The following is a 22,137-nucleotide window of genomic DNA, read 5'->3' on the forward strand; positions in this document are numbered from 1 at the left end:
TGGTTTTATCACCGTATCTGAGGTGTCACATCCTCATAAACGATTCTATTGTCGATGCAGCTGTACCGCAAAAGCTTCAGCCGATTCCATTGTTTATTGCGGACCGGGTGACTTCCAAGCGTATAGTACCGTCGTACAACTTCTCGATAGTACTCGTTCAGATTATCCTCATAATCTGCTGCGATGATACAGGCTTCTATCATTTCATAGTCACCATACGCATACTCTGCACACACCCAATCAACGTATTTCAAGACTTGGTCTATCGTCGACTTTTCTGCCTTATCTTTCTTCAGTTCAATGGTCAAATATTGGCACGGGATCCTTGTCCCCTCCAAATATCTCGCAGCAAACACATCGATCTTATCCATATAATTGATAGGCTTGAACGGGGATGCTACCACTTGATGGGACACATAATCCCATCTGCCAAGATTCGGGATTCCCTCATTACATAAGTCATAAACGACCGATACCTCTAGGGCCATTTCATGTTTCACCCTATCTGCTCTTACACAATTGCAAAGCAAACTCTCCGGTTTGATCAAATATCGGTCTAACTCATGTGCACCTATCAGGTCATGTATCTCTTCATTTCTTTCCCAAACACGCTGACCTGTTCGCATTTCTTGCTGATGCCGAAGCAATAATATCTCTTTCAGGGACTCGTTTTCTTCATCGCCCAATTTTATAAACGAGACGTTCCAAAAGGCACGAAGCATCTTGAACGTGTTCGGTTTATAGACCAGCACCTCATCGGTGTCGATTCCTTCCTCAAAAAAGTACGGCGATGCCTTAAAAGTGCATAACCATCGGTACCAGACACTATCCTCACCAGAATCGACCAACAGGTCATCCCTCACATCTGCGTAATCTACCGCTGCGCAAGTTGAGGAACCCGGAAAATTTGAATACTTGCAATCTGGGCCGACTGCAACCAATTCTCCGATACCATAGATTTTACGTTCACTAAAAAAGTAAACATTGTCACCCGGTTTCATGGACACATAATCCGCCAGCGTTGCCTCAAACGGTCTTGAAGCCAAACTGTTCAAGCGAGTCGCATAAACCCCTCGTTCTGCACAGATTTTTATTATCTCGGTATCCCCGCCGATAGCAAATACATATCCTGCCATTTTATACTTCCTTTATTTGCTCCGCAACATACGAATTGTTCAGCCAGAAGCACTGCTTCGTCATAGAACCACCCGTAGGCAGGGGCGCGGTATCCGTACTATCCCGCCCATGGGGGCGGACGTGAGCCACACGGCTTTCCGATGCCTTAGGCAAGTTATTGCAGTTCCGCCCGCTGGCATCTTTCCAGATGTGAACGCCCTCCCGTAGGGTATCGACCGTACGCTGCCACACATGATGCACCTCTTCCAGATCCTCTGCCGGGATATTCCAGAATTTCACCCTCTGGAAGTAGCACTCGCCGTCCTTCGACTTTTGGAAGATGATGAACAGGAATTTGGTCGGTGCAAGAAGGTCATAGAGCGCAGACTCTTCCCATATTTCGTTCATCATTGCGCAGAAGTTCATCACAGGGAAGGACATGCTCTCTTTTATACTGCCATTCGGTTCAATGGCGATGGTCTTGAGTTGGATGCCTGCCTTTTGGAATTCCTCTGTATTTGACAGATGCCCTTTCACGCCAAGCATCGCTGCCACTAAAAGCTCGTTGAGGTTCTTGGCACTCGTTTCCACGCCCAGCCGCGCCTTAAGTTCCGTCCTGCTCATACCCACATAAGGCCGGACTTTTGCGATGAACCAGTCCTCAAAGCTGATTGTTCTTAACGCTGCCGGATCTTTGATGATTTTCTCGCAAGGTTCGTCCCCGAAGATGTACCGCCGTAGGATCTGCGTCATGTAGCTGGACTTCAGCGAGTACGCCCGCTTCATGGCCGGGATAGGGCTGAATGGCTGCGACCGGGTATCCTGCGAGTTGCGGCCTTTCGGACACGCTGCCAGATACATGGTATCACCCTCACTGATCAGGTGTGCCTGTCCTGCCTTGACCTTGTCCATCAGGATCTTCCAGTCATTACGGATGACCTCCAGATCCTCGTCCGGGAACTGGAACAGCACTGCCTTGTCGATCGTAAAGTCGACCTTGGGCACTCCATCCCGGTGCTCATAGGACATCAGCAGCATACAAGCGCACTTCATCCAGAATGCACTGGTCTCGAAGGTCTTATAGTATTCTTCATCATAGTTCAGCATATCGCAGACCAACCGCTCCTTGGCCTGAATGCCACGAGGGGTCTGCCGATAGGGCGTCACCTTCAATTCAACGCCCGCTTCCTCAAAATCGGGAGCCGGGTTGCTGTTGGGCTTATATCCAAACCAGCTTTCCTCCACAACGGTACCGATGGCACCCTTGCCTGTTGCGATGCGCCCAGTCTTGTCGATCTCGCCCAGCGTTTTGCCGACTGCTTCCTGCCCACGAGCGAGAACTTCCGCCTTCGTTTTGTACTTCCGCTGCTCCATGACTTACCCTCCAATTTTAGGGGTTGATCCCTCGGTAGGTTTTTGCTATAATAATGGTGAGAAAACGGTCAAAATCGCAAAAAGTGGTTGATCCTTTTCTCAAAAAAGTGTATACTTAGATTTAAGTATATCACAGAATGGGGTGTTATGAAAGTGTCAGCAAATAGCGATATTCGTGTTGTTGAGCTATTTGCCGGCGTCGGCGGTTTCCGCGTTGGATTAGAGCGTTGTTCCGAAAGATTTAAAACGATTTGGGCAAACCAATGGGAACCCGGCCAAGCTGGTCAATGGGCTTATAAGTGCTACGACAAAAATTTTGGCGAGGATTCCCACTGTGTGAATGCAGATATCGCCACCGTGATCGATCAAGTGCCGCCGCACGACCTTCTGGTGGGTGGCTTTCCCTGTCAGGACTACTCTGTTGCCAGCACCGGTGCTAAGGGCATCGAGGGCAAGAAGGGCGTCCTCTGGTGGTCCATCTATCAGATCATCCAGAAGAACCATCCCAACTACGTTCTGCTGGAGAATGTAGACCGCCTGCTGAAATCACCCGCATCCCAGCGTGGCCGTGATTTCGGCATCATCCTGAAGTGCCTGCAGGAAGAAGGCTATGGCATCGAATGGCGTGTGATCAATGCCGCAGACTATGGCTGCGTCCAGCGCAGACGGCGTACCTTCATCTTTGCATTCAAGAACACCACCAAGCAGTATAAGCGTATGACCTCGTGTTTCTCTGCGGACACAAAGGACAGCCGTGTCTGGCTGATGCAGGAGGGCTTCTTTGCCCATGCGTTCCCGGTGCATTCTGAGGTCGCAGACCCCAAGAAAGTGACCACCGTCGATTTCAATGAATATACCGACACTGTTGATGTAACGAACCGTTTCAGAGCCGCTTTCTACAACAGCGGTGTGCTGTGCAACGGTAAGATCTTCTCTCTGGAAGCCGTCCCGAACGGCAAGGAGCCGATGCTGCTTGGCGAGATCGTTGTCAACGGCGATATCGACAAAAGCTTCTTCATCGAGGATGAGGATCTGGAAAAGTGGAAGTACATGAAGGGTGCCAAGACCATCGAGCGCACTTCCAAGACCGGCTACTCCTACACCTTTTCCGAAGGTCCCATTGCGTTCCCAGACCCTCTCGACCGTCCCGGTCGTACGATGCTCACCAGTGAGGGCACCAAGAACCGCAGCTCCCATGCGATTATCGACCCTAAAACAGGGAAGTTACGCATCCTACTGCCGGAGGAGTGCGAACGCATGAACGGTTTCCCGACGGGCTGGACCGACACTGGGATGCCGAAGCGTCAGCGTTACTTCATCATGGGCAATGCCCTTGTCGTTCCGCTCATCACCCAAATGGGCAAGCAATTACTGGATATCTTATAACAAAAAACCAAGGCTGCTTAGTCAGCCTTGGTTTTTATGCTTTTTCGCCACGATTAAGAGGTGCCCTATCATGGAGAATATCCGTGTTGTTGAGCTTTTCGCCGGGGTCGGCGGCTTTCGCCTTGGGCTGGAGCAGGCTTCCTCCTGCTTTCAGACTGTCTGGGCGAATCAGTGGGAACCATCCATGCGTTCCCAATTTGCTTTCGAGTGCTACGAACGGCATTTCGGGCATCGCACAGAACACGTTTGTCAGGACATCGTGACCGCCAAAGGAAACATTCCTCCACACGACCTTTTGGTCGGTGGCTTTCCCTGTCAGGATTACTCCATCGCCAAAAAGGGCGCACGAGGGATAGAAGGGAAGAAGGGCGTTCTTTGGTGGGAGATCAACGCTATCCTACGGGCACACAAGCCTCGCTATGTCCTTTTGGAAAACGTAGACCGGCTCATCAAATCTCCGGCATGGCAAAAAGGGCGTGATTTTTCCATCATCCTGCGGTGCTTCTATGAAGCAGGCTATGCCGTTGAATGGCGGGTGATAAATGCCGCCGACTATGGCGAAGCACAGCGCAGGCGGCGCACCTTTCTCTTTGCCTTCCGAAACGATACCGCCCTGTTCCGAAAAGCGGCGGAGCTCATCTGTGTGGAGGGTCTGAAGGGTGCCCATCAGTTGCTCCTGCAGGACGGCTTCTTTGCCCCCATCTTTCCCTTGTATGGCTTTGAACGGAAATACAGCGAGGGATGGCTCGATGAGTTTCGCTACCTCGATTTGAAGGATCTGTCTGCCGCACAATCCTGCCACTTCTATGTCTCCGGGCTTATGGTCAACGGCCGCTTCTATTCCGTCGAGAGTATCCCTCTTCAATTCCCATATAAGCCGCTCCGCTCCGTGTTGGAGACCACCCCACTTGCAGAGCGATATTTCCTCTCTGCTGCCGACATCGACCACTGGCGGTATCTCAAGGGCGCAAAGCAGGAGACCCGCCACCGCAGGAACGGTTCTACTTATTTCTTTTCGGAAGGTTCCATGGCGTTCCCCGATCGTTCCGACCTTCCTGCCCGCACGATGCTCACCAGCGAAGGCTCCGTTTCCCGCAGCACCCATGTAGTCGCAGACCCACAGACCCAACGTCTGCGTACGCTAACGCCCATCGAATGCGAACGGCTCAACGGCTTCCCTGATGATTGGACAGCCGGGATGCCGGAACGACTGCGCTATTTCACCATGGGAAATGCGCTTGTCGTTCCTCTGGTCAAGGCCATGGGCAAGCGGATCAGCGCACTGGCCGAGGACGAGCAGCGCAGTGGATAGGCGTTTCTCTTGGGTTTCCAAAGGGGCCGCAGCACCCCTTTGGCACACGACTTTGCTTGCAAAGTCTAGTGTGTTACACCTTGGTTCCGGCTGATGCGGAAAAGGGGCTGCGAAAGGCTCCGGCAAGCACCTGTTCTGTGGCAGAAGGATGCGCAGATGGGCGTGGCAGCTAATGGTTTCTGCCCACCCAGCGCAGGCTTGCAGAGGAACCAATGGTGTACGTTCCCCTTCCTGCCGCAGCAGCGTTTTCCCTTATAAGCCGCAGGGCAAATGATCAGCGTCTGTGCTTGCCCCGGTTGCCTGCAAGTGTCCCCGGTTTCAGCATTGCCGTTTTATAAAGAATCTTCTTTATCAGCTTTCTTTCATCCTCTGTCAGCTTATCGTAGTTGATGCCGATTGCCTTCAATGCCGTTCGGATCTTCTTTTCATCCGCAGACCCTTCAAGTTTCTGTGCATCCTCCAGTTCCTTCATCAGGTTGTCGATTATTGCACCATCCGAAGTGGTCTTGTCCTTGCGGTGTTCCGTCTTGATGTTCTTCAGGATAGCCACCAACTCGTCATACAAGACCCGACCAAAGTACTCATCTTCATCGATCTGCCCCAGCTTCAAGGTGCTCATGTATAGATCGTTTTCATCTGCTGCATACTTCTTTTTCAGCATTTGCCGCGTTGCTTCCAAACCGGCATTGAGGTTTTGAATGTTTGCGCTGACATATCCATCCACATAGATTTCCAGATCGGTCATGAACCGCTGGAAATTCTCATGCACGATCAGCTCGCACAGCAGCCGATGATTGAATTTTCCATTCCTTAATACGTCCACTGCGCCGTCGCTCAGATGCAAGTCCGAAAGGACTGCATCTGGGCGTTTTTTGTTTTCCGTCACACCCAGCAGGTAGTCGGTGGTCACACCATAAAACTCAGCCAGCGTTGTCACCGCATAGATGCTGAGGTCGGTCACATCGTCGCTCTCGTATTTCGACAGTGCCGATTTGGACAGACCCGTCTGCTCTGCCAGCGTTTCCAACTTCAGATTCCGCTCCACACGCAGGTCTTTGAGCCGTTCTCCCAGTGTCAGCTTGATGTTCATGGTCGCACCTCCGATGTTTTTTGCACAGTATACCACTTCCGGCGGTTCCTGTCCATAAGCGTGGAATTTTGCAGTTTCTGCACCTGTTTTCCGACATTATGGATATACGGCACAGCGGCCATTGCGGTGCTATCCTATAGACAGAAAGAAAACATATAACTCCCCAGCAGCGAACATATTAAGGGCTTCCCGCGAAAGCCCTCTGAAATATCTTTCATACCAGGACCTTGAGAACAGAATGACCGTCCGAACTGCCCAGACCGCCAAGACCTCCCATCGGGGGAGCGAGCGCCCTGCATGGGGCCGACACAGAGTCCAAAAAGATTTCCTGTCGGGAGGCAGCAAGGGAGACCGGCTTTGAACGTGGCAGGGATCAAATTGATCCATGCCAGAGCCTTTGACCAAAGGAGAAATTTTGAGTTTATATCAAAAGATCAAGTCCGCCATCACCGTTCGGCAGGTGGGAGAGATGTACGGCATGGAGCCCGACCGCCATGGCATGGTGTGCTGTCCGTTCCATTCCGACAGCGACCCCAGCATGAAGCTGAACGACACCTATTATTACTGCTTTGGCTGCGGAGCCAATGGAGATGCCATCGACCTCACCGCCAAGCTGTTCGACCTGAACCCCCGGCAAGCCGCCGAGAAGCTCGCAAGTGACTTCGGGCTTGACCCGGATAAGCCGCCCGCCAATGCCATCGCCCTGCCGCCGCCCAAGCGTGACCTGACGGACGAGCAGTGGGCAGACATCGCCTACTGCCTGCGGGTGCTGACCGATTATCTTGACCTGCTACACAATTGGCGAGAGCGTTACAAGCCCGCCAGCCCGGAGGAGCCGCTGGACGAGCGGTTCGTGGAAGCCCTCCACATGACCGAGACCATCGAGCACCTGACGGACTGCGTTGCATTTGGGACGCCCCAGCAGAAGGCCGATGCCGCCGCACGGCTGCTGTCCGGGTCGTACCTGCTGATGCTGGAGGATCGCACCGACCGCCTTGCTCTGGCAAAGTGCGCCTGACGATTGATTCACCTGAAGTGGTGGGTCTCACCGTGAGACCCGCCACTTCACTTTTCTAAAGGAGAACCACCCTATGAAGAAAAACATTTCCCGCAACCCCTTATGGCCGGACTGGTACAACGGCAAAAAGATCGACGAAGTCCAGTTTGGCCGTGCCTTTCTGGAACAGTGGCCGCTGAAATGCGTCAACGGAACGCTGTACACGCTGGACGGTCCGGTGGAGGACGAGAGCGAGATCAAGCAGCGCATCTTGGAGAACATCGAGGAATATGTCACCTCCGGCCTGTCCAAAAAGGTCACCAACATTCTGGAGACCATCAAGCTGCTGGCCTTTTCCGACCCGTTCCCCATCGAGCAGGACTGCATCCACCTCCAGAACGGCGTGTACCATCTGCCGGACGGCTCTTTTCAGGAGAGCCGCCTGTTCTGCCAGAACCGCCTGCCTGTGAGGTATGACCCCAAAGCCGCCAGCCCTGACCGCTGGCTGACCTTTCTGCACGAGCTGCTGGACGATGCCGACATCCCCACCTTGCAGGAATATCTGGGCTACTGCCTTATTCCCAGCACCAAAGGGCAGAAGATGATGCTCATTGTCGGCAAGGGCGGCGAGGGCAAGTCCCGCATCGGGCTGGTGCTCAAGCGGCTCATGGGGGATGCCGCCAGCAATGGCAGCGTCCAGAAAGTGGAGAACAACCGTTTTGCCCGTGCCGATCTGGAACGCCGCCTGCTGATGATCGACGATGATATGGACATGAACGCCCTGCCCAAGACGAATTATATCAAGACCATCGTGACTGCCGAAGCCAAGTTGGACTTGGAGCGCAAGGGTGTCCAGAGTTACCAGCGGGACATTTACGCCCGGTTCCTCTGCTTCGGCAACGGCGCGTTGACCTCACTGTATGACCATTCGGACGGCTTCTTTCGCCGCCAGCTCATCCTGACCACCAAGGACAAGCCTGCCGACCGCACGGACGACCCTTTCCTTGTGGAGAAGATGTGCGCCGAGTTGGAGGGCATCCTGCTCTGGTGTCTGGAAGGGCTGCACCGGCTGGTGCAGAACGATTTCCGCTTCACGGTCAGCGAACGAGCCGCTGCCAACGTGGACACCATCAAGCGCAGCAGCAACAATGTCATCGACTTTATGGAGTCCGAGGGCTACTTTCGTTTCAAGGCAGACTGCTCCATCAGCTCCAAGGAGTTCTACGACATTTACAAGCAGTGGTGCGAGGACAACGCCTGCCACAGCGTATCGGCGATCCGTTTCAGCGCCGAACTGCGCCAGAATGACCGCCGCTATAACCTTGAAGCCACCAACAACATCTACCTGCCCGGTGGCCGCAGGGTGCGGGGCTTTGTAGGCATCGAACCGCTTGTCCACCCCTGCCCGTAAAAAGTGCATTTTTTCACGGAAGAAGTTCGTACAACCTGTACGGTCTGTACTTGTATGCACCTGTACGGCGAATCGAAGCAAATTAAGACGTGTTATCGTTTGTATTTCGGATTTCCGTACGCCGTACGAACCGTACAGATTATTTGAAGTCCGTACAGATTTTTGTACACCCCAAGAAGGAGCGTGATCTATGAAAGCCCAACACGGCATTTTACGATTCAAAAAGTACAAGGGGCCTGCCATCAGCCCCATCGAAGCCCACAACGAACGCACCAAAGAGCAGTACGCCAGCAACCCGGATATCGACACGAACCGGAGCCGCTACAACCTCCATCTGGTGCAGCCGCAGGGCAGGTACCGGGAAGAAGCCGACCGCATGATCACAGCGGCCCACTGCCGTGTCCGCAAGGACAGCGTGCGGGTGGTAGAGGCTCTTGTCACCGCCAGCCCGGAGTTTTTCAAGGATAAAAACAACCGGGAGATCAAGGCGTATTTCGAGTATGCCTTGGAGTTTCTGAAAAGCAAGCAGAACACCCAAACTTTTATCTCGGCTGTTGTCCACATGGACGAGAAAACGCCCCACCTGCACCTCTGCTTCGTGCCCCTGACCGCCGATGGACGGCTGAGCGCGAAAGAGATCATTGGCAACCGCAAGAATCTTGTGAGGTGGCAGGACGAGTTCTGGCAGCACATGGTCAAGCAGTACCCGGAGCTGGAACGGGGTGAAAGCGCCAGCCAGACCGGGCGGGAGCACATCCCGCCCCGCATTTTCAAGGAGATGACCCAACTGACCAAGCAGAAGGAGCAGTTGGATGCCCTGCTGGTGGGCATCACCCCCTTCAACGGCAAGAGCCGTGCGGCGGAGATCAGCAAGGTGCTGGACAGCTATATCCCGGCAGTGTCCAAAATGCGCACCGAACTGAACCGCTATCAGGTCGCCTTTACGGAGACCGCCGCCGAAAACGAAAAACTGAAAGAGAAGAACAAGACGCTCTCCGCCTCGCTGGACAAAGCGAAGGAAGGGAGCGTCTTGAAGCGTCTGGAGGATGCCAAGCTGCGGCAGGACTATGAAGCCGCCCTGAAAACGCTGGACAGCATCCCGCCGGAGGTCATTCGATTCTATGAGAACCGCACGCAGGAGCCTGCGATGCGCCACGATAAGTAAGGAGAAATGCCTATGTGTAATAAAATGTACGAGAATGTGAAATCTTTAGATTATACGAAAAAGTCCTTGCAGTCGGACTCCGATCCGGCTACAATGGAGGTGGTCACTCGAACCAATGCCGTCAAGTCTCCGACCAACAGCCCTGAGACCACAAAGCTGGTGTACACGGTGAAGGAGGTCGCACAGATGCTGGCCATCAGCCAGCGTGCCGCCTACAACCTGTGCAACAGCACCACCGAGTTCCGTGTCCTGCGGGCAGGCGGAAGCATCCGCATCCCGAAAGACAGCTTCGATGCGTGGCTCAACCGGGCAGCTTGATAAGGAGGCAAATCTATGGCATATATCACGAAACGCGGCAGCTCTTACAGTGTCCGCTACACCTATCAGGATGAGCACGGCAAGAGCTGCGACAAATGGGAAAGCTTTCCCACCAAGGAGGAGGCGGTAAAACGCCAGAAGCAGATCGAGCATGAGCTGGCGACCGGTAATTTCCTGATCCCGTCCACGGTGACGGTGGCAGAGTTCCTGATGGACTGGCTGCCCAAGCAGTGCAGCAAGCACAAGTGGGCACCGAAAACCTACCAGTCCAATCTGGCCCTCATCCAGAACCTCATCATCCCCTATATCGGGGAGATGCAGATGCAGAAGCTGCGTCCCTACCACATCGAAGCCCTGTACGACACCCTGAGCAAGACCCCCTGCGGGCAGTATGTGGGCGGCAAACGGCGAGACCTCTCGCCCAAGCAGCAGAAGCGCACCCTTTCCGGCACTACCCTCCATGAGGTCCACCAACTGCTGCACAATTCCTTTCTACTGGCGGTGGAGTGGGGCATCCTCATCAAAAGCCCCGTCCCGGTGGAAGCGCCCAAAAAGACCACCCAAGAGCGCAGCATCTGGGAGGTGGAGGAGATGCGGGCAGCGCTGGACAGCATGGAGGACCCCATCCTGCATCTGGCGGTGCACCTGACGCTGGTGGGTGCGCTGCGGGAAGGGGAGGTGGCAGGTCTGACCCCGGAGGACATCGACTTTGATGCTGCCAACGGCATGGGCACCTTCACCGTCAACCGTTCCATGCAGCGGGTGCAGAAGGACACGCTGGCGCAGGTGGACAAGGGCTGCATCCTCCGCATCTTCCCGGACAAGCTGGAGGGCAGCAAGACTTCCCTCATCCTGAAGGACACCAAGACCGAAGCCTCCTGCCGCACCATCTTTATGACCGCTGCCTTGCGGGAGGAGCTGAAGCAGTGGCTGGAACGGCTGAAACGGGAAGAAGCCCTCGACCCGGAGCGGTACCGCAACAGCGGGATGCTGCTGCGGCTGCCCAACGGTCTGGCGGTGGAGCCGGTGCTCATCCGCAAGAAGTTCCTAAAATGGCAGGATGCACACCCGGAGTTCCCGCGCATCGTCTTTCATGGGCTGCGTCATTCCAGTGCCACCTACCAGTTGATGATCTCCGGCGGCGACATCAAGGCAGTGCAGGGGACTACCGGACACGCCAGTGCGGATATGCTGGTGAACACCTACGCTCATATCCAGCAGTCCTCCCGTGTGGAGCTGGGCAAGAAGTTTGAAAGCGGCTTCTATGCCAAGCCCGACACCTCCAGCCCACAGGCTGTACCCGCCGCAGGCGAACCCACCATCTCCATGACGGCTCTTTTGGAATTGCTCAAGGATGCCGACCCGGAAATGAAGGCAAAGCTGCGCCTGGCCCTGCTCGCCTGATGCAAAAAAGGGCACTGATTGCAATGCAATACAGCGCCCTACATCATCGGACATGGAAAACACCGACCGTGCAAAAACCGTGCAGAAACCGTGCACTCATGGCTTACAAAACAAAAAAGCCATGAAATCTTTCGATTTCACGGCATTTTCTGGTGCGAGTAGTGATACAGCATTTTTTGAAAACCATCGTAGTACAATTTGTTTTTGAGGTCATCGGATAGCAACTTGCTTGTATCGCACCCCGATGGGCGGCTGTATTGAAAAAACAGTTGCCTTTTATATACCACACAACCTAAAAATTATCAAGTACGCGCAGCGTTCACTTCTCCCATCACCGGGAGCAAATGGACGCTGCTTTTTTTGTTTGCAACGAAAGGAGGCATCCGTGAAATGGCAGTATTTCGGGTAGAAAAGAACAGCGGCTACACGGTCATGTCGAACCATCACCTGCGGAACCGGGCCTTGTCCCTGAAAGCCAAGGGCTTGCTCTCCCAAATGCTCTCCCTGCCGGAAGATTGGGACTACACCCTGCAAGGGCTAGCCCGTATCAACCGGGAAAGCATCGATGCGATACGGCAGGCCATCCGGGAACTGGAACAGGCAGGATACATCCAGCGTTCCAGAGAACGGGACGAGAAAGGGCGGCTGCGCGGCGCAGACTATGTGATCTTTGAGCTGCCGCAGCCCATTCCTGCATCGGTTTCACCTACATTGGAAAATCCAACGTTGGAGAATCCCACGCAGGAAAACCCTACGTTGGAAAATCCAATGCAATTAAATAAAGATAAACTAATTACAGAAAAACAAAAGAAAGAGGGATTAAATACCGATTCCATTCCTATCCATTCCCCAACCCCCTTGCCTTTGGACGAGGACGAGGCAGCGGCACCGCCGCCGGAACGAACCGGAAGCCGAAAGGAAACGGCCTATCAAATCTACCGGGACCTGATTTTGGAGAACATCGAGTATGACACCCTCACCCAGAATCCCCGGATAGACCGGGAACAGCTGGACGAGATCGTGGACATCCTGCTGGAAACGGTCTGCACTTCCCGCAAGTCCATCCGGGTTGCCGGGGACGATTATCCGGCAGAGCTGGTCAAGGCCAAGTTCCTGAAACTGGGCAGCCATCACATCGAGTTCGTCATGGACTGCCTGCGGGACAACACCACCAAAGTCCGCAACATCAAGCAATACCTGCGGGCCATGCTGTTCAACGCCCCCAGCACCATCAACAGCTACTATGCGTCCCTTGTGGCGCACGATATGGCGCAGCCCGATTGGGGCCGCCCGCCCAACACCTGACCGAAAGGAGTACCCATCCATGAGAACACTTTACCTGCGGCGGCTGGTGGTTCCACCCTAGCTGCCGCTCTGAATTTTCTGCAACAAGGAGGGATTCATATTGCAGGAAGAAGTCACCCAGAAAACTATTGCCCTGTCCATGAAAACGGGCAAGCTCACCGCCCAAGCGTTGCAAGCTGCCCTGAAAAAATATTTGCAGCACCGGGCCAAGGGGCCAAAGCTGCACCACGGCAAGCAAAGCCTGAAACAGCTGAAAGCCCACGGCGCGGCCCTGACCAACATTGAAGTCACGGAAGCGAACATCGGGGCGTTCAAGCCCTGCGCCAAGAAGTACGGCGTGGACTTCACCTTGCGTAAGGACAAGACCACCCAGCCGCCCCACTACATCGTGATCTTCAAGGCCAAGGATACGGACAATCTGGAACAGGCGTTCCGGGAGTTCACAGCCAAAACGCTCTCCAAGGAGCAGCGGCCCTCCATCCGCAAGGTGCTGACCGCAGCCAAGCAGAAAGCGGCCCAGCAGCCGAAACCTGCGAAAGAAAAAATCAAGCAAAGGGAGCTGGAACGATGAAGCCTGAACTAAAAAAACTGCTGGTGCTGAATCTGCCATATCTGCTGTTCGTGTACCTGTTTGCCAAATGCGGGCAGACGTACCGTCTGTCGGCGGGCGCAGATGCTTCGACAAAGCTGCTGCACCTAACGAGCGGCATCTCCGCCGCCTTTGCAAGCCCGCTGCCCAGCCTGCACCCGTTTGACCTGTGTGTGGGCGTTGTTGGGGCGGTGGCTGTCCGTCTCATTGTGTACAGCAAGGGCAAGAACGCCAAGAAGTACCGCAAGGGTGAAGAATACGGCTCTGCCCGGTGGGGCACCGCCAAGGATATTGCCCCCTACATCGACCCCAAGTTTGAAAACAACATCCTGCTGACCCAGACCGAACGCCTGACCATGACCGGGCGGCCCAAAGACCCCAAGACGGCCCGGAACAAGAATGTGCTGGTGATCGGCGGCTCCGGCAGCGGCAAGACACGCTTCTATGTGAAGCCCAACCTCATGCAATGTTTCCCCACTTCCGACTATCCCACCTCATTCGTGGTCACAGACCCAAAAGGCACACTGATTCTCGAAACAGGCCAAATGTTCCAGCGGGCAGGCTACCGGGTGAAAATCCTGAACACGATAAACTTTTCCAAGTCCATGAAGTACAACCCCTTTGTCTATATCCACTCGGAAAAAGACGTGCTGAAGCTGGTGAATACCCTTATCGCCAACACCAAGGGCGAGGGTGAAAAATCAGCAGAAGATTTTTGGGTGAAGTCGGAACGGCTGTTCTACACGGCTCTGATCGGCTACATCTGGTACGAGGCCCCGGCAGAGGAAATGAACTTCACCACCCTGCTGGAAATGATAAATGCCAGTGAAGCCCGCGAGGATGACCCGGAGTTTCAAAGCCCGGTGGACCTCATGTTTGAACGGCTGGAACAGAAAGACCCGGACCACTTCGCCGTCCGGCAGTACAAAAAGTTTTTGCTGTCGGCCGGCAAGACCCGTTCCTCCATCCTGATAAGCTGTGGTGCCCGTTTAGCCCCATTTGACATCCGGGAGGTGCGGGAGCTGATGGAGGACGATGAAATGGAACTGGACACCATTGGGGATGAAAAGACCGTGCTGTTTTTGATTATGAGCGACACGGACACCACATTCAACTTCATTCTCGCCATGCTTCAAAGCCAGCTTATCAATCTGCTGTGTGACCGTGCGGATGATAAATACGGTGGTCGGCTGCCTGTCCATGTGCGGCTGATTCTGGACGAGTTCGCTAACATCGGGCAGATTCCAAACTTCGACAAGCTGATCGCCACCATCCGCAGCCGGGAAATCTCGGCATCCATCATTTTGCAGAGCCAGTCGCAGTTAAAAGCCATCTACAAAGATGCAGCCGAAATCATTTCGGACAACTGCGATTCTGTTCTCTTTTTGAGTGGGCGGGGTAAAAATGCCAAAGAGATCTCCGATGCGCTGGGAAAAGAGACCATCGACAGTTTCAACACCAGCGAGAACCGGGGTTCTCAAACCTCCCACGGACTGAACTATCAAAAATTAGGAAAGGCGTTGATGTCAGAGGACGAAATCGCAATCATGGACGGCGGCAGATGTATTTTGCAGCTGCGGGGTGTGAGGCCGTTCTTCTCGGAGAAGTTCGACATCACCAAGCACCCGCACTACAAGTACCTTGCAGACGCGGACAAGAAAAACACCTTTGATGTGGACAGGTTCTTATCCACCCTGCGCCGGAAACGGCAGCAGGTAGTCGCGCAGGACGAAAGTTTTGACCTGTACGAAATTGACCTGTCGGACGAAAACACAGCCGAATAATTTTTATTTTTAAGTGCCGCAGAACAAGCGGCAGAAAGTGAGGAACTTATGGAATTTTTCAACAGCGCAGTCGATACTTTGCAGACTATCGTGGTAGGTCTGGGCGGTGCCCTGTGTGTCTGGGGCGGCATCAACCTGTTGGAGGGCTATGGACAGGATAACCCCGGCAGCAAGAGCCAGGGCGTGAAGCAGTTGGTCGCGGGCGGCGGCGTTGCCCTGATCGGCGTGACCCTTGTCCCGCTGCTGTCCGGGCTGCTGGGCTAAGCCCTGCATCGCTGCCCACAATTTCCCGAACAACTAACACTTAAAATCCTACTCCGCGCTCTCCCACTCACATGGGAGGGCGCGGGAAAGGAGGTATCTTTGCTTGATTAGTGAGATCATCGAGAAATGGATAAAAGGCATTTTGATAGATGGCATCACGGGCAACCTCTCCGGCCTGTTCGATAACGTGAACGCCAAGGTGGGCGAAATCGCTTCGGACGTTGGTTCTACCCCGCAGGCATGGAACAGCGGCATTTTCAATATGCTGCGCAGTCTTTCCGAAACGGTAGTACTGCCCATTGCAGCGGCCATCCTTGCCCTTGTGATGTGCCATGAGCTTATCCAGATGATTACCGAAAAGAACAATATGCACGACTTCGATACTTCCATGTTCTTCCGCTGGATTTTCAAGTCTGCCTTTGCCATCCTCATTGTCAGCAACACATGGAATATCGTCATGGGCGTGTTCGATGCCACCCAGAGCGTTGTCAACCAAAGCTCCGGCGTTATCATCGGTGAAACGTCCATCCACTTTGACCGCCTGATACCCGGACTGGAATTTCAGCTGGAAAGCATGACCATCGGCAGTCTGCTTAGCCTGTGGTTCCAGACCCTTGTGGTGGGCCTGACCATGAACATCCTGTCCATCTGCATCTTCCTTGTGACCTACGGCCGCATGATTGAGATTTACGTTGTGACCGCACTGGGGCCTATCCCGCTGGCGACCATGGGCAGCAGCGAGTGGCGCAGCACCGGGCAGAACTATTTGAAATCGCTTTTGGCGTTAGGCTTCCAAGCGTTCCTGATTATGATTGTCGTGGGCATCTATGCGGTGCTGATACGCAACATTTCAGGTGCAGCGGACATTGCCGGGGCCATCTGGGGCTGCATGGGCTACACCGTGCTACTCTGTTTCTGTCTGTTCAAGACCGGCAGCATCAGCAAGTCGGTGTTTGGTGCCCACTAAGGCCGAGAAAGGAAAAACGTATGGCGTATGTGACCGTTCCCAAAGATTTGACCCATGTAAAATCCAAAGTCTTATTCGGGCTGACCAAGCGGCAGCTGGTCTGCTTCGGCGGTGCGCTTTTAACGGGCGGACCGCTTTATTTTTTGGCCCGGAACTATCTTTCCAACAGTGCAGCGGCCCTGCTGATGATTTTTGCCATGCTGCCGGGGCTACTGTTCGCTCTGTTCGAGCGGCACGGCCAACCCCTTGAAGTGGTGATTCAGCAAATGATTCAGTGCTGTTTTCTGCGCCCCAAGGAAAGGCCCTATCAGACCAACAATGCTTATGCCGCCCTTGTGCGGCAATACCAAATGGAACAGGAGGTAAAGGCCATTGTCCAGAAAAACGACACCCCGCGAGACCGAAAAGCCCAAAAAGCTCACCCGCGCCCAGAAAAAAGAAATTGATGCCGTTATCCGCAAGTACAAGGGTGACGGCAAGCCCCGCACGGCACAGGCCACCATCCCGTATGAGGCCATCTACCCGGACGGTGTGTGCCGCATTGACCGACGCACATTCTCCAAGTGCATTGCCTTTGAGGACATCAGTTATCAGCTGGCCCAGCCGGAAACAAGAACCGCCATCTTTGAACACCTGTGCGACCTCTACAACTATGTGGATGCCTCCATCCATGTGCAGCTTTCGTTTTTGAATCGCAAGGTTGACCCGGTGCAGTACGCAAAAAGTTTTGAGATCGCACCGCAGGGGGATGATTTTGACGACATCCGCGCCGAGTACACCGCCATCCTGCAAAAGCAGCTTGCCAGCGGCAACAACGGCATCGTCAAAACGAAATACCTGACCTTCACCATCGAGGCCGACAGCCTGAAAACAGCGCGGGCCCGTCTGACCCGCATTGGCCTTGACCTGCTGGGCTATTTCAAGACCATGGGCTGTGTGGCACACGTTATGGACGGGCAGGAGCGTTTGGAAGTTCTGCACGGCATCTTCCACCCGGACGGCGAACCGTTCCGTTTTGACTGGGACTGGCTGGCACCCTCCGGCCTGTCTACCAAGGATTTTGTGGCCCCGTCCTCCCTCTGCTTCGGCACGGCCAAGACTTTTGGACTGGGCGGCAAGTATGGAGCTGTGAGCTTTTTACAAATCCTTGCGCCGGAACTTTCGGACGAAATGCTGGCCGACTTCCTCAAAACCGAAAGCGGCATTCTCGTCAATCTCCATGTGCAGGCCATCGACCAGACCGAGGCCATCAAAACCATCAAACGGAAAATCACAGACCTTGACGCTATGAAGATTCAGGAACAGAAAAAGGCTGTTCGTTCCGGGTACGACATGGATATCCTCCCCAGCGACCTTGCTACCTATGGCGAGGATGCCAAAAAGCTGCTGAATAAATTGCAGACCCGGAACGAGCGGCTTTTCATGCTGACTTTTTTAGTGCTGAACGTGGCCGACACCAAGCAAAAGCTGGGCAACGATGTGTTCCAAGCCGCAGGTGTGGCGCAGAAATATAACTGTTCCCTTGTCCGGCTGGACTACCAGCAGGAGCAAGGCCTTGTGTCCAGCCTGCCGCTGGGCATCAACCAGATAAAGATTCAGCGCAGCCTTACCACCTCCAACGTGGCGGTGTTCGTGCCCTTTGTGACGCAGGAGCTTTTCCAGAGCGGCGCGGCCATGTACTACGGCATCAACGCAAAATCCCACAACATGATCATGCTGGACCGCAAGCAGGCCCGGTGTCCCAACGGCCTAAAGCTGGGTACGCCCGGCAGCGGCAAATCCATGAGCTGCAAGTCTGAAATCGTCAGTGTGTTTTTAACGACTGCTGACGATATTTTTATTTCAGACCCAGAAGCCGAGTATTATCCGCTGGTCAAGCGGCTGCATGGGCAGGTCATCAAACTTTCGCCCACCAGCAAGGACTATGTGAATCCTCTGGACATCAACCTCAACTACTCCGAGGATGATAGTCCGCTTGCCCTGAAATCGGATTTTGTGCTGTCGTTCTGTGAGCTGGTCATGGGCGGTAAAACAGGTCTGGAAGCGATTGAGCGCACCGTGATAGACCGTGCCGTGAAAGCCATCTACCGCCCCTATCTGGCGAGCCCCTGCCCGGAGAATATGCCCATCCTCTCCGATTTGCACCAAGCCCTGCTCGACCAACACTTGCCGGAAGCGGACCGGGTAGCGCAGGCATTGGACCTGTATGTGTCCGGCTCGCTGAACGTGTTTAACCACAAAACGAATGTGGACATCCACAACCGGCTTGTGGCCTTTGACATCAAAGAGTTAGGAAAACAGTTAAAAAAATTGGGGATGCTCATTATCCAAGACCAGATATGGGGCCGCGTCACCCAGAACCGCAGCCAAGGCCGGGCCACATGGTATTTTGCAGACGAGTTCCACCTTTTGCTGAAAGAGGAACAGACCGCCGCGTACAGTGCCGAGATTTGGAAGCGCTTCCGCAAATGGGGCGGCGTGCCCACAGGTGCCACCCAAAATGTGAAGGACCTTCTTTCTTCCCCGGAGATTGAGAACATTCTGGAAAACAGCGACTTCATCACGCTGCTGAATCAGGCATCCGGCGACCGCAAAATCCTTTCGGAACGGCTGAACCTCTCCGCAGACCAGCAGAAGTACATCGACAATTCGGAACCGGGCGAAGGACTGCTGATTTTTGAAAACGTGGTGCTTCCGTTTTCCAACCCCATCCCGAAAAACACACAGCTCTATAAGATCATGACCACCCGGCTCAGCGAGGTGGTGGAGCTATGAGCTTAACACATTTCAGCTTGTTTTCCGGCATCGGCGGCATCGACCTTGCCGCGGAAGCAGCGGGGTTTACCTCTGTCTGTCAATGCGAGTGGGCGGCATTTCCCGCCGCTGTGCTGGCAAGCCACTGGCCGGAAGTGCCCCGTTTTCAGGACATCACCACTGTAACAAAGGAGGCTTTCTTTGAAAAAACAGGACTTCGCACCGTTACCCTCATTTCAGGCGGCTTCCCGTGCCAGCCGTTCTCCACCGCAGGGCGGCAGCGCGGCTTCCACGATGAACGCTACCTCTGGCCCGAAATGCTGCGCGTTATCCGGGAATTGCAGCCCCGTTGGGTGCTTGGAGAAAATGTTGCTGGCTTCCTCCGTATGGGGCTCGACAAAACGCTCATTGACTTGGAGCAGGCAGGTTACGATGTTCGGGTTTTCGTATTACCTGCTGCTGCCGTTGGCGCGTGGCACGAACGGAAACGGGTATTCATCATCGGTTCCGCTGCTTCCCACGCCCCTTGCCAGCGACACCGGGGATGTGGGCAAGGGGCTGGACATCCAAATTTCTGCAAATGGCAGCTACCGCAAAATGAACAAGGATGGCAAGGCATGGACGGCGCGGCTTTCCCATGTGGTCTACCGCATGACCCCCACCACGCTGGAAAAGCCCTACCTCAACCCGGACTGGGTAGAGTGGCTGATGGGTTTCCCGCGCAAATGGACGGACATTCCCTTTGGGCCGAAGAACCCGCCGACATCCCGCGCCTGACCGAAGAAGTGCCGAACCGCAGCAAGCGGATGAAAACACTGGGCAATGCAGTTTCGCCGCCGCAGGTGTTCCCGATTCTCAAATACATTGCGGACATTGAAACGGGCCGCTGTCCGATGGGAGGTGAAGAACATTGAAAGAATTGCAGGCAAAAGCCAAAGTCACCCAAACCATGACCCGTGACGGTCTGGTGGTAGAAAATCAGGCTGACGGCACTGTGGAGAATGTTTCCTGCCGGGAAGCGGAACAGGATTATTCCACGGATGCCGAGGGCAAGGCCGAAAAAATTCTGGAACGGGCCGAGGACATCAAGGACGGGCATAAAAATAAAAAGAAAGCGAAAAAGGCAGCAGAAACAGCGGCCACCGCCAAAAGTGAAGATGGTCTGCACCGTTCCGCTGCCCGTTTGGAATTGACCGAGGACGAACGGGCAGACCCGGAGTTGCAGCCGTACATCCACAAGGCGGAAGCAAAGGCCGACAAGCTGGATGCGGCCCGCGCCGCTCTGCCGAAGAAGCGTGTCCCGGTCAAGGAAAAAGTTTACGATGCAGCCAGCGGCAAGGCAAAATCCACCCTGCGGTTTGAGCAGCAGGACAAAGGCCCGCCCAGCCTGAAACCAAACCCGGCCAGCCGCCCGCTGTCGGAAGCATTGCTGTTCGCTCACGGAAAAATCCACGAGGTCGAACACGAAAATGTGGGCGTGGAGGGCGGCCACAAAGGTGAAGAACTGGTGGAGCGTCAGACCGCCAAAGCCATCCGCAGCGGCATCCGGCACCACAAGATGAAGCCCTACAAGGCCGTGGAAAAGGCAGAGCGTCAGCTCATGTCTGCCAATGCAGAATACTTTTACCAGAAATCTTTGCGGGACAATCCGCAGATCGCGCAGTCCGCCAGCAATCCCATTTCCCGGATGTGGCAGAAACAGCGTATCAAGCAACAGTACGCCAAAGCTGCACGGCAGGCCGGACAAGCCGCCGCACAGGGTGCAGCCACTACCGCAGAAAATGGTTTCCGGGTGACAAAATTTGCAGCGGAAAGCGGCGAACGGGTGGTCGAATTTGCGGCCCGGAATTGGAAAACCATTCTGATCGTGGCCGTGTTCGGTCTGCTGGCTCTGCTCTTGATAACGGGCTTGCAGTCCTGCACCGTGATGGCGGGCACTGCCGGAACCGGCGTGACGGCATCCTCTTACTTTTCCAAGGACAAGGATATGCTGGGTGCAGAGAAAACCTACGCCAAGCTGGAACAAAAGCTGCAACGGTATCTCGACACCTACGAGGCCACCCACAACTACGATGAATACCATTTTTATCTGGACGAAATCGAGCATGACCCCTATGTGCTGATCTCGATTTTGTCCGCGCTCCATGATGGCGTTTTTACATTGGCCGAGGTGCAGGGCGAACTTGAAATGCTCTTTGAAAAGCAGTACATCCTGACCGAGACCGTGACCATGCAGATACGTTACCGTACAAAAATGATGGTCATTATTGGCCCGTATGGTGTGCCGCAAGTTATCACCTACCAAGAACCGTATGAATACTACATTTGCACGGTCAAGCTGAAGAACAAGGATTTATCCCACCTACCCGTGGAAGTGCTGACCGAAGAACAGCTCAGTGCCTATTCGCTCTATATGCGCACACTGGGCAACCGGCCGGATTTGTTCGGGCAGGCACAGTACCCCAATGCGTCCACCATCAAGCAGCCCACCTACTACGATATTCCCCCGGAAGCACTAAAGGATGATAGGTTTGCCGCTATGATGGAGGAAGCCACGAAGTACATCGGCTACCCGTATGTGTGGGGCGGCAGTTCGCCCAGCACCAGCTTTGATTGCAGCGGCTACATTTCGTGGGTTCTGAATCACTCCGGCTGGAACGTGGGCCGCCAGACCGCACAGGGCCTTTACAACCTCTGTACTCCTGTTTCGGCCGCACAGGTCAAACCGGGCGACCTTGTGTTTTTCAAGGGCACCTACGATACCCCCGGCGTGAGCCATTGCGGTATCTATGTGGGCAATTCCATCATGCTGCACTGCGGCGACCCGATCTCTTACACAAACCTCAACTCGAAATATTGGCAAGAACATTTTTACAGCTATGGGCGTTTACCGTGACGCCA

General features: G+C 54.4%; 19 protein-coding genes. 16 read left to right on the top strand and 3 right to left on the bottom strand.

All coding sequences use genetic code 11. The features are described 5' to 3' along the window. Positions 1 to 8: 8 nt before the first annotated feature. A complete protein-coding gene (locus ACNSPV_RS05720; protein ID WP_348584233.1) occupies positions 9 to 1,136 on the bottom strand; it encodes a hypothetical protein in 1,128 nt (375 codons plus the stop codon). A gap of 1 nt (position 1,137) precedes the next feature. Next, positions 1,138 to 2,490: a Sau3AI family type II restriction endonuclease gene (locus ACNSPV_RS05725; RefSeq protein WP_348584232.1), complete on the bottom strand. Its 1,353-nt coding sequence runs from the start codon at positions 2,488 to 2,490 to the stop codon at positions 1,138 to 1,140. 147 nt (positions 2,491 to 2,637) lie between these two features. Between ACNSPV_RS05725 and dcm (ACNSPV_RS05730) the strand changes: the two genes are divergently transcribed. Both dcm (ACNSPV_RS05730) and dcm (ACNSPV_RS05735) read left to right on the top strand, forming a co-directional pair. After that, positions 2,638 to 3,876 carry a DNA (cytosine-5-)-methyltransferase gene (gene dcm / locus ACNSPV_RS05730; RefSeq protein WP_348584231.1) on the top strand — a complete coding sequence of 413 codons (1,239 nt, stop codon included), beginning with the start codon at positions 2,638 to 2,640 and terminating at the stop codon, positions 3,874 to 3,876. A 70-nt stretch (positions 3,877 to 3,946) separates the two neighbouring features. Then, on the top strand, positions 3,947 to 5,188 hold the full coding sequence (gene dcm, locus ACNSPV_RS05735; RefSeq protein WP_348584229.1) for a DNA (cytosine-5-)-methyltransferase: 1,242 nt from the start codon (positions 3,947 to 3,949) through the stop codon (positions 5,186 to 5,188). A gap of 274 nt (positions 5,189 to 5,462) precedes the next feature. Here dcm (ACNSPV_RS05735) and ACNSPV_RS05740 read toward each other — a convergent pair whose 3' ends face one another. Beyond that, positions 5,463 to 6,278, bottom strand: coding sequence for a helix-turn-helix transcriptional regulator (locus ACNSPV_RS05740; RefSeq protein ID WP_348584228.1), 816 nt, complete (start codon positions 6,276 to 6,278; stop codon positions 5,463 to 5,465). 415 nt (positions 6,279 to 6,693) lie between these two features. On the opposite strand from ACNSPV_RS05740, the gene ACNSPV_RS05745 reads away from it, so the two are divergent. The 14 genes from ACNSPV_RS05745 (at position 6,694) to ACNSPV_RS05810 (ending at position 22,132) form a co-directional block, all read left to right on the top strand. Continuing rightward, positions 6,694 to 7,296, top strand: a complete 603-nt coding sequence (locus ACNSPV_RS05745) for a CHC2 zinc finger domain-containing protein (protein WP_348584227.1) — start codon at positions 6,694 to 6,696, stop codon at positions 7,294 to 7,296. Positions 7,297 to 7,369: 73 nt separating this feature from the next. Next, positions 7,370 to 8,686, top strand: a complete 1,317-nt coding sequence (locus ACNSPV_RS05750) for a phage/plasmid primase, P4 family (RefSeq protein ID WP_348584226.1) — start codon at positions 7,370 to 7,372, stop codon at positions 8,684 to 8,686. A 190-nt stretch (positions 8,687 to 8,876) separates the two neighbouring features. Then, on the top strand, positions 8,877 to 9,851 hold the full coding sequence (mobV, locus tag ACNSPV_RS05755; protein WP_348584224.1) for a MobV family relaxase: 975 nt from the start codon (positions 8,877 to 8,879) through the stop codon (positions 9,849 to 9,851). A 24-nt stretch (positions 9,852 to 9,875) separates the two neighbouring features. Then, positions 9,876 to 10,169, top strand: coding sequence for a helix-turn-helix domain-containing protein (locus tag ACNSPV_RS05760; protein WP_348585202.1), 294 nt, complete (start codon positions 9,876 to 9,878; stop codon positions 10,167 to 10,169). Positions 10,170 to 10,184: 15 nt separating this feature from the next. Further along, the gene (locus tag ACNSPV_RS05765; RefSeq protein ID WP_348584223.1) at positions 10,185 to 11,573 is read left to right on the top strand and encodes a site-specific integrase; all 1,389 of its coding nucleotides are present in this window, start codon (positions 10,185 to 10,187) and stop codon (positions 11,571 to 11,573) included. A 390-nt stretch (positions 11,574 to 11,963) separates the two neighbouring features. Beyond that, positions 11,964 to 12,878, top strand: a complete 915-nt coding sequence (locus ACNSPV_RS05770; RefSeq protein ID WP_158401015.1) for a DUF6017 domain-containing protein — start codon at positions 11,964 to 11,966, stop codon at positions 12,876 to 12,878. A 100-nt stretch (positions 12,879 to 12,978) separates the two neighbouring features. Further along, positions 12,979 to 13,449 (top strand): PcfB family protein, encoded by a 471-nt coding sequence (locus ACNSPV_RS05775; RefSeq protein WP_158401014.1) that lies wholly within the window; start codon positions 12,979 to 12,981, stop codon positions 13,447 to 13,449. Beyond that, positions 13,446 to 15,251 (top strand): VirD4-like conjugal transfer protein, CD1115 family, encoded by a 1,806-nt coding sequence (locus tag ACNSPV_RS05780; protein ID WP_158401013.1) that lies wholly within the window; start codon positions 13,446 to 13,448, stop codon positions 15,249 to 15,251. The genes ACNSPV_RS05775 and ACNSPV_RS05780 overlap by 4 nt, the downstream gene beginning before the upstream one ends. A 48-nt stretch (positions 15,252 to 15,299) precedes the next feature. Beyond that, positions 15,300 to 15,515 carry a Maff2 family mobile element protein gene (locus ACNSPV_RS05785; protein ID WP_005922889.1) on the top strand — a complete coding sequence of 72 codons (216 nt, stop codon included), beginning with the start codon at positions 15,300 to 15,302 and terminating at the stop codon, positions 15,513 to 15,515. Positions 15,516 to 15,618: 103 nt separating this feature from the next. Next, positions 15,619 to 16,482: a VirB6/TrbL-like conjugal transfer protein, CD1112 family gene (locus ACNSPV_RS05790; RefSeq protein WP_005927770.1), complete on the top strand. Its 864-nt coding sequence runs from the start codon at positions 15,619 to 15,621 to the stop codon at positions 16,480 to 16,482. Positions 16,483 to 16,502: 20 nt separating this feature from the next. Beyond that, positions 16,503 to 16,928 (top strand): PrgI family protein, encoded by a 426-nt coding sequence (locus ACNSPV_RS05795; RefSeq protein WP_156072400.1) that lies wholly within the window; start codon positions 16,503 to 16,505, stop codon positions 16,926 to 16,928. Further along, entirely contained in the window at positions 16,855 to 19,257 is a 2,403-nt protein-coding gene (locus tag ACNSPV_RS05800) for a VirB4-like conjugal transfer ATPase, CD1110 family (protein ID WP_348584220.1), read from the top strand. Before ACNSPV_RS05795 ends, ACNSPV_RS05800 begins: the two co-directional genes overlap by 74 nt. After that, positions 19,254 to 20,150, top strand: a complete 897-nt coding sequence (locus ACNSPV_RS05805) for a DNA (cytosine-5-)-methyltransferase (RefSeq protein ID WP_348584218.1) — start codon at positions 19,254 to 19,256, stop codon at positions 20,148 to 20,150. The genes ACNSPV_RS05800 and ACNSPV_RS05805 overlap by 4 nt, the downstream gene beginning before the upstream one ends. Further along, complete coding sequence (locus ACNSPV_RS05810) at positions 20,147 to 22,132, top strand: C40 family peptidase (RefSeq protein ID WP_348584217.1); 1,986 nt, start codon at positions 20,147 to 20,149, stop codon at positions 22,130 to 22,132. Before ACNSPV_RS05805 ends, ACNSPV_RS05810 begins: the two co-directional genes overlap by 4 nt. Positions 22,133 to 22,137 lie beyond the last annotated feature (5 nt).

Origin of the sequence: Faecalibacterium sp. 3 (genome assembly GCF_048323735.1) — a bacterium.
Classification (GTDB): Bacteria; Bacillota; Clostridia; order Oscillospirales; family Ruminococcaceae; genus Faecalibacterium; species Faecalibacterium wellingii.

Excerpts from the sequence above, each read along its gene's own strand:
- ACNSPV_RS05720 (WP_348584233.1), bottom strand. The coding sequence starts at position 1,136 with ATGGCAGGATATGTATTTGCTATCGGCGGGGATACCGAGATAATAAAA.
- ACNSPV_RS05725 (WP_348584232.1), bottom strand. The coding sequence starts at position 2,490 with ATGGAGCAGCGGAAGTACAAAACGAAGGCGGAAGTTCTCGCTCGTGGG.
- dcm (WP_348584231.1), top strand. The coding sequence starts at position 2,638 with ATGAAAGTGTCAGCAAATAGCGATATTCGTGTTGTTGAGCTATTTGCC.
- dcm (WP_348584229.1), top strand. The coding sequence starts at position 3,947 with ATGGAGAATATCCGTGTTGTTGAGCTTTTCGCCGGGGTCGGCGGCTTT.
- ACNSPV_RS05740 (WP_348584228.1), bottom strand. The coding sequence starts at position 6,278 with ATGAACATCAAGCTGACACTGGGAGAACGGCTCAAAGACCTGCGTGTG.
- ACNSPV_RS05750 (WP_348584226.1), top strand. The coding sequence starts at position 7,370 with ATGAAGAAAAACATTTCCCGCAACCCCTTATGGCCGGACTGGTACAAC.
- mobV (WP_348584224.1), top strand. The coding sequence starts at position 8,877 with ATGAAAGCCCAACACGGCATTTTACGATTCAAAAAGTACAAGGGGCCT.
- ACNSPV_RS05760 (WP_348585202.1), top strand. The coding sequence starts at position 9,876 with ATGTACGAGAATGTGAAATCTTTAGATTATACGAAAAAGTCCTTGCAG.
- ACNSPV_RS05765 (WP_348584223.1), top strand. The coding sequence starts at position 10,185 with ATGGCATATATCACGAAACGCGGCAGCTCTTACAGTGTCCGCTACACC.
- ACNSPV_RS05770 (WP_158401015.1), top strand. The coding sequence starts at position 11,964 with ATGGCAGTATTTCGGGTAGAAAAGAACAGCGGCTACACGGTCATGTCG.
- ACNSPV_RS05780 (WP_158401013.1), top strand. The coding sequence starts at position 13,446 with ATGAAGCCTGAACTAAAAAAACTGCTGGTGCTGAATCTGCCATATCTG.
- ACNSPV_RS05785 (WP_005922889.1), top strand. The coding sequence starts at position 15,300 with ATGGAATTTTTCAACAGCGCAGTCGATACTTTGCAGACTATCGTGGTA.
- ACNSPV_RS05795 (WP_156072400.1), top strand. The coding sequence starts at position 16,503 with ATGGCGTATGTGACCGTTCCCAAAGATTTGACCCATGTAAAATCCAAA.
- ACNSPV_RS05805 (WP_348584218.1), top strand. The coding sequence starts at position 19,254 with ATGAGCTTAACACATTTCAGCTTGTTTTCCGGCATCGGCGGCATCGAC.